The organism is Amycolatopsis sp. NPDC104775 (assembly GCF_055583325.1).
Genome location: NZ_JBVJOE010000003.1, coordinates 770320 through 778317, shown reverse-complemented (window position 1 = coordinate 778317; position 7998 = coordinate 770320). Strand labels below are relative to the sequence as shown.

Below are 7998 nucleotides of genomic sequence, written 5' to 3'. Positions count from 1 at the left end.
GGGGGGGGAGGGCGTTTTCTCGCCAGGGGGGAGACCCTCTGGGGGGATTTTTGTGGGCGCCCCCAGGGGGGGGGTGGTGGGGGGGGGGGGGGGGGGGGGAGGGGGGAGGAAACCCCCCCCCCCCCCCCCCCCCCCGAACCGCAGGGAAGGCTTCGTATCGGGGTGCAGGGCGGGGGCTGGCTGCCTGGGTTTCTTGGGGTGTGTGGGTGGCGGTGTCGTGGGGGGTGCGCGGGGCTCGGGCGTTCGGTTGCGTCCGGTTCGCGGGTGGGGTTGAGGTTTCGCAGCAGGTGGGTGTGGTGGCCGGGGTCCGCGGCGTGAGTGTTCGTGAGAGGAACCCTGGGGAATCAGGGGCGGCGAGGGTGGTCCCACGGATGGCTAGGTCAGAGGGCGGCGGCTAGGGCGGTTAGGCGTTCGGCTAGTAGGTCGATGTCGGCTTCGGTGGTGCGGTGGTTGGTGATGCAGGCGCGGACGCAGGGGTGGTCGTGAATCCTTGCGGGGCCGAGCATGGCGGTGCCTTCTTCGTGCAGTCTGGTGAGGAGTTCTGCGTGCGCTTCGGCGTTGCGGCCGGGCATGCGGATGCAGACTGCGGTGAGGGTGACTGGGTTCATCAGGTCCAGGCCGGGGGCGGCGTTGATACGTGAGCCGAGTCGGGTGGCGAGGGTTAGGCAGCGTTCGGTGACTGTTCGGAAGGCGCCTACGCCGAAAGTGCGCAGTGCGGCCCAGACCTTCAATGCCTTGAAGCTGCGGGAAAGTTGCGGGCCGTGGTCCATGTAGTCGAGTAGGTGGGCGTCGTCGATTGCGGTGAGGTAGGACGACGAGGACGAGAAGGCGAAGGCGGTGCGCAGTTTCGCCATGTCTTTGACCAGCAGGGCTCCTGCTTCCAGCGGGGCGAAGAGCAGCTTGTGCGGGTCCAGGGTGATGGAGTCCGCTCGGGACAACGGAAGCAGGGTGTCGCGGGTCGAATCGGCTAGGGCGAAGAGGGCTCCGTAGGCGCCGTCGACGTGTAGCCAGAGGTCTTCTTTTGTGCAGAGATCTGCGATGGGGTCGATGGGGTCTATTGAGCCGGTGGTTACTGTGCCTGCGGTGGCGACTACGCAGAATGGCTCTTTTCCGGCGGCGCGGTCTTCGGTGATTGCTTGGGTCAGCAGGTCTACGCGTAGTCGGAAATGGTCGTCGGTGGGGATGGTGCGGACGTTGTCCAAGCCGATTCCTAAAAGGACGGCGGCTTTGACTACGCTGCGGTGTGCTTCGTTGGATGTGTAAAGCACTAGTGGGGCGCGATTTTCCTGGAGGCCGCGCTCGCGGAAGTCTGGTCTGCGGTCGGCGATGGCGGCGGTGATCGCGTCTTTGGTGGCTCCGGAACCGCCGTTGGTGAGGATGCCTCCGGAGGTGGGGCCTAGGTTGAAGAGGCCGGTTAGCCAGTCCGTGACGGAGCGTTCGATCACGTTGGCGGCGGGGGAGATCTGCCACAGGTTGCAGTTCTGGTTCAGCACCGCGGCGATCGCTTCGGCGTAGGCACCGATGCCGTTTGGCGGGCCTTGTACGTAGGCGAGGAAACGCGGGTGCGCGATCGTGGTGGTATAGGGCACGATCCGGTCTACGACGTCGGCGAAGAACGCTTCTACGCCAAGGCCTTCTTCGGGGAACGGTTCGGCTAGCAGTTTGGTCAGAGTTTCCCGGTCGGTGTCTGGCGCGATCGGGCGACTAGTGAGTGAATTTTCGTAGCTGTCGGTGAACCGGGCCAGAAGTTCGGCTGCTCTGGTCCGTTCGGCGGAACTGAGAATGAGGGAAGTGCCGTCCATGCGCCCTCTTCTGTCCGAAGGTCTTTTCGGGCACAAGGTGCCATGGCCTCGATCTTCGGCGCAATGGTGAAAAGTGCGCCGCGGGCCTTTCTGGCTGCGGTGGGGAAAGAACTGCCCGAACAGCCTGGGAAAGGAGGGAAACCGGGCAGGATCGGGGGCTGCGGCCGAACGGCGGTACCGGGGAATGGGGGAATGCTTACGGGAGCAGGTCGTTCTCTCGTCGCTTTCCGAGGTGGTTGAACAGCAGGTTCAGCACGAAGGCCAGCACGGCGGCGACGGTGATCGGGCTGCCGCAGATCGTTCGCAGCCAGGCGGGGAAGTGCTGGAAGAACACCGAGTTGCCGAAGCGGTCCAGGCCGAAGGCGGGCAGCAGGCCGACGCCCAGCGCGACTGAAACCACGAAAGCGTTGTGGTTTCCGGAGAAGTCGACCTTCTTGAGCGTCTGCACGCCGACTACCCCGACCATCGCGAACATCACTACCGCGACGCCGCCGACGACTGGCTCCGGGATCGCGGCGATGAACGCGCCGATCTTCGGCACCAGGCCCATGACGACGAGCATGCAGCCGGTCGTCGCTACCACCCAGCGGCTGCGTACGCCGGTCATCTGCACCAGCCCGACGTTCTGCGCGAATGCGGTGTCCGGGAAGGAGTTCATGAAGCCGCCGAAGATCGCGGAGAGGCCGTCGGTCGCGAGGCCTCGCGACAGGTCAGCGGGGGTGACTGGGCGGCCGGTGATCTCGCCGACGGCGATCAGGTCGGCGGTGGTTTCGGTGAACGACACCAGCATCACGACGCACATCGACACCACCGCGGCGACCGGGAACGTCGGAGCTCCGAAGTGGAATGGCGAGGCCAGACCGAACCAGCTCGCGTCGGCGACGCCGGAGAAGTGCGTGCGGCCGAGCGGGATGGCGATCAGGACACCGGCGATCAGCGCGACCAGCGGGCCGATCTGGCCGAGGAAGCCGCGCAGCACCCGGGTGAATAGCACTACCAGCGCGATCACGCCGAACGCCAGGCCGAGGTTCGCCGGATCGCCGTAGGACGGGTCGCCGGTGTCGTGCCCGCCGATCATCGCTGTGCCGGGGCCGAGCAGCGAGATGCCGATGACCAGCAGCAATGTCCCGGACACCAGCGGCGGGAAGAACCGGATCAGCGCGGCGAACGGCCGGGCGATCAGCAAGCCGAACACGCCGGAGGCGATCATCGCGCCGTACACCGCGGTGAGGCCGTACTGCGCGGCGATCAGGATCATCGGGTTGACCACGGTGAACGTCGCGCCCGCGACCACCGGCAGCCGGACGCCGAACAGCCGTCCGATGCCGACCGACTGGACCACAGTGGCCAGTCCGGCGACGAAGAGGTCGGCGTTCACCAGCAGCGCGATCGACGCGTTGTCCAGGTGCAGCGCACTGCCGATGACCAGCGGAACGGCGATGCAGCCGGTGTACATGATCGCCATGTGCTGCAGTCCGAGCAGAAGCAGCCGTCCGGCGGGAAGGCCTCGGTCGACCGGGTGCGCGGCGTGGGTCATGAGCGGCTCCTTCGGTGTGGTCCCGCCGGATTATCGCTGCACATACCGCCGGTTTGTGTGTGACCATGCCAGACATGACTGCACGACCTCCGTTCCGTGCCGATCATGTGGGGAGCCTGCTGCGGCCGGCGGTGCTGCGCGAAGCACGGCGCGACCACGCGGCGGGGGAGATCTCCGCCGAACAACTGCGAGCCGTCGAGGACGACGCGATCCGCGACGTCGTGAAGATGCAGAAGGCGGCCGGTCTGAAATCGGCGACCGACGGCGAGTTCCGCCGGTCCTCCTGGCACATGGACTTCATCTACGCGCTCGGCGGCGTCTCCCGCAGCGACGAGCGGCTGCACGTGAAATTCCACAACTTGGCAGACGACCTGGAGTTCAGTCCGCCGGGTCTGCAGGTCGACGGCAAGGTCCGGCTCGAGAATCCGATCTTCGCCGACCACTTCGAGTTCCTGAAGGCGCACACCGACCCGGGCATCACGCCGAAGCTGACCATCCCGTCGCCGAGCATGGTCTATTACCGCGGCGGCCGGGCGGCGGTGAGCGAGACCGTGTACCCGGAGCTGGACGAGTTCTTCACCGACCTCAGCGCGGCGTACGCGGAGCAGGTGCGCGCGATGAGTGCGCTGGGCTGCACGTATCTGCAGCTGGACGACACCAGCCTCGCTTACCTCAACGACCCGAAGCAGCGGGAACTCGTCGCGCGCATGGGCGGCGACCCGGACACCATGCACCTGCGCAACATCTCGACGATCAACGCCGCGCTCACCGGGAAACCGGAAGACCTGACCGTGACGACGCACCTGTGCCGCGGCAATTTCCGCTCGTCGTGGGTGGCGTCCGGCAGCTACGAGTTCGTCGCCGAGGCGTTGTTCGGCGAGCTGGCGGTGGACGGGTTCTTCCTGGAGTACGACGACGAACGCTCCGGCGGGTTCGAGCCGTTGCGGTTCGTGCCGAAGGGAAAGCGGGTGGTGCTCGGGCTCGTGACCAGCAAACGGCCGGAGCTGGAAGACCCGGACGCGCTGGTGCGGCGAATCGAGGAAGCGTCGCGGTACGTGGACGTGGACCAGCTGTGCTTGTCGCCGCAGTGCGGGTTTTCCTCCACTGAGGAGGGCAACGACCTGACCCCCACGGAGCAGCTGCGGAAGCTGGAGCTGATCGTTTCCACCGCGGAGCGGGTCTGGGGGAGTTCGTGATCACCTGCGTGGTCGACTACGTGATCGACCCGGCGAAAATCGCGGACTTCGAACGGTTCGCCGCCGAGTGGATGCGGCTGGTGCGGCGCGAGGGCGGGGTGCATCACGGGTATTTCCTGCCCGCGGAAGGGGCCAGCGACGAGGCCAGGGCGTTGTTCAGCTTCGAAAGCCTGGCCGCGTACGAACGGTACCGGGCGCTGTTCGGAGTGGACCCGGAGTTCGTGGCGGCGGACCGGATCCGGGACGAGAGCGGGTGCGTGATCCGGTATCGGCGGACGTTCATGCGACCCCTTTTGCCGGAGGATCAGCCGCCGGAGTGATCAGGCGAGGTAGCGCGACAACTGGGCGGCTCCGTCCAGCATCGCGTGCGCCCGGGCGGTGAGCCGGGAACGCCAGGTACGCAAGGCTTCTTCCAGCGGCCCGACCCCGCCCGCGTGCCGGACCTGCTCCAACACTGCCGCGATTCGGGTGAGCGGGTAGCCGCCGCGGCGCAGTTGGTGGGCTAGGCGGGCGTCGCGCACCGCGGCTGGTGGGTAGCGGCGGTTGCCTGCGAGGTCCCGCTCTGGCCGGAGGATTCCGGCGGCCTCCCATTTGCGCAGCGTGGCGGGATGCACGGACAGCTGGTGCGCGAGTGCGCCGATCGACGGCACGGTCTGGCGTACGTCCGGCTCCTGGGTCAGGTTTCGCAGCGCGTGCTCGACTTCGGTGAGGGTGCCGCGGTCGCGCAGCAGCTCAGCGTGGCCCTCGTCGATCAGCTGGAAGGCGGTGTCTTCTGAACGCTCGTTGACCGCGCGGAGGATCGCCGCCGCGCGGGCGTGGCCGAAGCCGGGGCGCAGGGCGAGGAAGGCGCGCAACGCTTGCGCATGGTGTTCGGTGTACGCCCGGTAGCCCTGCGGTCCGCGCTCGGCGGGCGGAAGGATGCCGTCCTCCTCGTAGTTGCGGACGGCCTGGGTCGACAGGCCGTGCTCGCGGGCGAGGTCTTTCGGACGCATGTCACCTCCGGTTTGAGGGTTTCCAGCTATTCAACCAGGTATCAAGCGAAAAAGAGCAAACGGAGAGTTCAACGATACGGTCGAAGCAATGAAGAGCTTTGACGACTTCCTCGCCCACCGTTCGCCGACCCTGCTCGGTTTGGGGGAGCCCACGCACTGGACCGAGGCATTCCCGTTGTTCCGCAACGAAATCTTCCAGCACCTCGTCCTCGAACACGGCTACCGTTCGATCGCGCTGGAGAGCGATTGCCTGGCCGGACGCCTGGTCGACCACTACGTGACCACCGGCGAAGGCGACCTCGACAAGGTGCTGGCCACCGGGTTCAGCCACGGCTTCGGCGCGTTCCCGTCGAACCGTGTGCTGGTCGAATGGCTGCGCGACCACAACGCTGGCCGTGAGCCCGAAGATCAGGTCCACTTCCACGGCTTCGACGCCCCGCTGGAGATGGCCAGCGCGCCCAGCCCGCGCGCGGTGCTCACCGAACTGCACGGCTTCCTGGCCGCGCATCTCGACGACGTGCCGTACGACGTCGCGACCATCGAGCGGCTGGCCGGCGACGACGCGGCCTGGGCGGACGAAGCGGCGATGTGGGACGGATCGAAGTCCAAAGGGGACAGTCCGGAAGCGCGGGAGCTGCGGTTGGTCGCCGATGATCTCGCCTGTCAGTTCGAACGGTCTCGCCCGGCGCTGCCCGATGGCGGCGACCTGCTCGCCCGCACCGCGGTCGGGCTCTGCCGCTACCACTCGCTGATGGCCGACACCTCGCCGGAGCGGATGGGCCGGCTCGGGGCGCAGCGCGACGCGATGATGGCGGACAACTTGCTCGCGTTGCCGGGCACGTTCGTTTCCGCGCACAACCAGCACCTGCAGCGTCGCGCGGCCTCGATGATGGGCGGGCAGTGGTGGAGCGCGGGCGCGCAGGTCGCGCACCGCCTTGGTGACCGGTATGTGTTCATTGCCACCGATTTCGGCTCGTCAGATGGGGTAGAGGCCCCCGCGCCGGGGACGTTGCAGGCGTATCTCGCCGCGACCGTCCAAGACCGTGAACTGGTCGAAACCGCCGGAATCGACCCCGCGCTGCCCGCGCGGACCGGCGACGGACGCGGGTATTTGCCGTTCGACGCGGTCGAAGCGGCGGATGCGATCGCGTTCCTGCACCGGGTGTGACGGTTGCTCCTCGACGATCTTGGCTGAGGTGTGCTCAGATGGAGCCGAGATGTCGGGAGGAGCGAGATGAGCACCGAGACCGTTCTCGTCGTCGGCGGTGGGCAAAGCGGCTTCCAAGCCGCGGCGTCCTTGCGGGACAAGGGGTTCGCCGGCCGCGTGGTCCTGATCGGCGACGAGCCGGGGGTGCCGTATCAGCGGCCGCCGCTGTCGAAGGCGTACCTGGCGGGCAGCGCGGGCGTCGAGCAGCTGGTGCTGCGGCCCGAGGACTACTTCGCCGAGAAGGACATCGAACTGGTCCGCGGCCGGGTCGCTGCGATCGACCGGGACGCGGCGAAAGTCCGGCTCGAGGATGGCACGGAGCTGGCGTACGACCATCTGGTGCTGGCCACCGGCGCGCGCAACCGGGCGTTGCCGGTGCCCGGCGCCGACCTTGAAGGCGTTCTGACACTGCGCACCCGCGCGGACGCCGACCGGCTGCGGGCCTCGCTGGACGTGGCGGGAGACGTCGTGGTGATCGGCGGCGGGTTCATCGGGCTGGAGTTCGCCTCGCACGCCGGCCGTCCGGTCACCGTGGTGGAGGCGCAGGACCGGCTGCTGGCGCGAGTCGCGTCGCCGGAGATCTCGGAGTTTTTCGCCGAACATCACCGGGCGGCTGGGCACACGCTGTTGCTGGGCGTCGGGGTCACCGCGTTGCACGGGACTGACCACGTGGAGTCCGTCGAACTCTCCGACGGGCGGCGGCTGCCCGCGGACCTCGTGGTCGTCGCGGTCGGCGTGGTGCCGGAGACCGCGCTGGCTGAGGCGGCTGGGCTCGAGGTGCGCAACGGCGTCGTCGTCGACGAACACCTGCGCACCGAAGACCCGAAGATCTTCGCGATCGGCGACTGCGCGTGCTTCCCGTGCGTGCAGGCCGGTGCCGCGACCCGGCTGGAATCCGTGCAGAACGCCGTTGACCAGGCTCGTTCGGTGGCCGCGGCGATTGCCGGGGAGCCGGCGCGGTACGACAGCCTGCCGTGGTTCTGGACTGATCAGACCGGCGCGAAACTGCAGATCGCGGGCATCCTCGCCGCCGCGGACCGGACCGTGGTGACCGGGGACCGCGACAGTGGGAAGTTCTCCGTGCTGTCCTTCCGCGACGACGTGCTGATCGCCGTCGAATCGGTCAACCGCGCGCCGGACCACATCGCCGCGCGCCGGTTGTTCGCCGCGGAACCGCGTCCGGCGTACGCGGATCTGGAGGCCAGCTCGTTTGATCTCAAAGCTCACCTGAAGTCGCGCACCGCGGCTTGATTCGGAGGTTCCG

The 7998-nt window shown here is 67.8% G+C and carries 7 protein-coding genes; 4 read left to right on the top strand and 3 right to left on the bottom strand.

What is annotated here, in order from left to right; all coding sequences use genetic code 11:
- Window positions 1-380: 380 nt before the first annotated feature.
- Window positions 381-1802 (bottom strand): pyridoxal phosphate-dependent decarboxylase family protein, encoded by a 1422-nt coding sequence (locus tag ACZ63D_RS17745; RefSeq protein WP_465355372.1) that lies wholly within the window; start codon window positions 1800-1802, stop codon window positions 381-383.
- 196 nt (window positions 1803-1998) lie between these two features.
- The gene (locus ACZ63D_RS17740) at window positions 1999-3339 is read right to left on the bottom strand and encodes a nucleobase:cation symporter-2 family protein (protein WP_465355371.1); all 1341 of its coding nucleotides are present in this window, start codon (window positions 3337-3339) and stop codon (window positions 1999-2001) included.
- 74 nt (window positions 3340-3413) lie between these two features.
- Here ACZ63D_RS17740 and ACZ63D_RS17735 point away from each other — a divergent pair, with 74 nt between their 5' ends.
- Window positions 3414-4535 carry a 5-methyltetrahydropteroyltriglutamate--homocysteine S-methyltransferase gene (locus ACZ63D_RS17735; RefSeq protein WP_465355370.1) on the top strand — a complete coding sequence of 374 codons (1122 nt, stop codon included), beginning with the start codon at window positions 3414-3416 and terminating at the stop codon, window positions 4533-4535.
- Complete coding sequence (locus tag ACZ63D_RS17730; RefSeq protein ID WP_465355369.1) at window positions 4532-4855, top strand: NIPSNAP family protein; 324 nt, start codon at window positions 4532-4534, stop codon at window positions 4853-4855. Before ACZ63D_RS17735 ends, ACZ63D_RS17730 begins: the two co-directional genes overlap by 4 nt.
- Here the strand turns inward: ACZ63D_RS17730 and ACZ63D_RS17725 are convergent, their stop codons facing one another.
- On the bottom strand, window positions 4856-5527 hold the full coding sequence (locus tag ACZ63D_RS17725) for a MerR family transcriptional regulator (protein WP_465355368.1): 672 nt from the start codon (window positions 5525-5527) through the stop codon (window positions 4856-4858). It lies immediately after the preceding gene.
- 88 nt (window positions 5528-5615) lie between these two features.
- Between ACZ63D_RS17725 and ACZ63D_RS17720 the strand changes: the two genes are divergently transcribed.
- Both ACZ63D_RS17720 and ACZ63D_RS17715 read left to right on the top strand, forming a co-directional pair.
- Window positions 5616-6695 carry an erythromycin esterase family protein gene (locus ACZ63D_RS17720; RefSeq protein ID WP_465355367.1) on the top strand — a complete coding sequence of 360 codons (1080 nt, stop codon included), beginning with the start codon at window positions 5616-5618 and terminating at the stop codon, window positions 6693-6695.
- A gap of 66 nt (window positions 6696-6761) precedes the next feature.
- Complete coding sequence (locus ACZ63D_RS17715) at window positions 6762-7985, top strand: NAD(P)/FAD-dependent oxidoreductase (protein WP_465355366.1); 1224 nt, start codon at window positions 6762-6764, stop codon at window positions 7983-7985.
- Window positions 7986-7998: the final 13 nt, after the last annotated feature.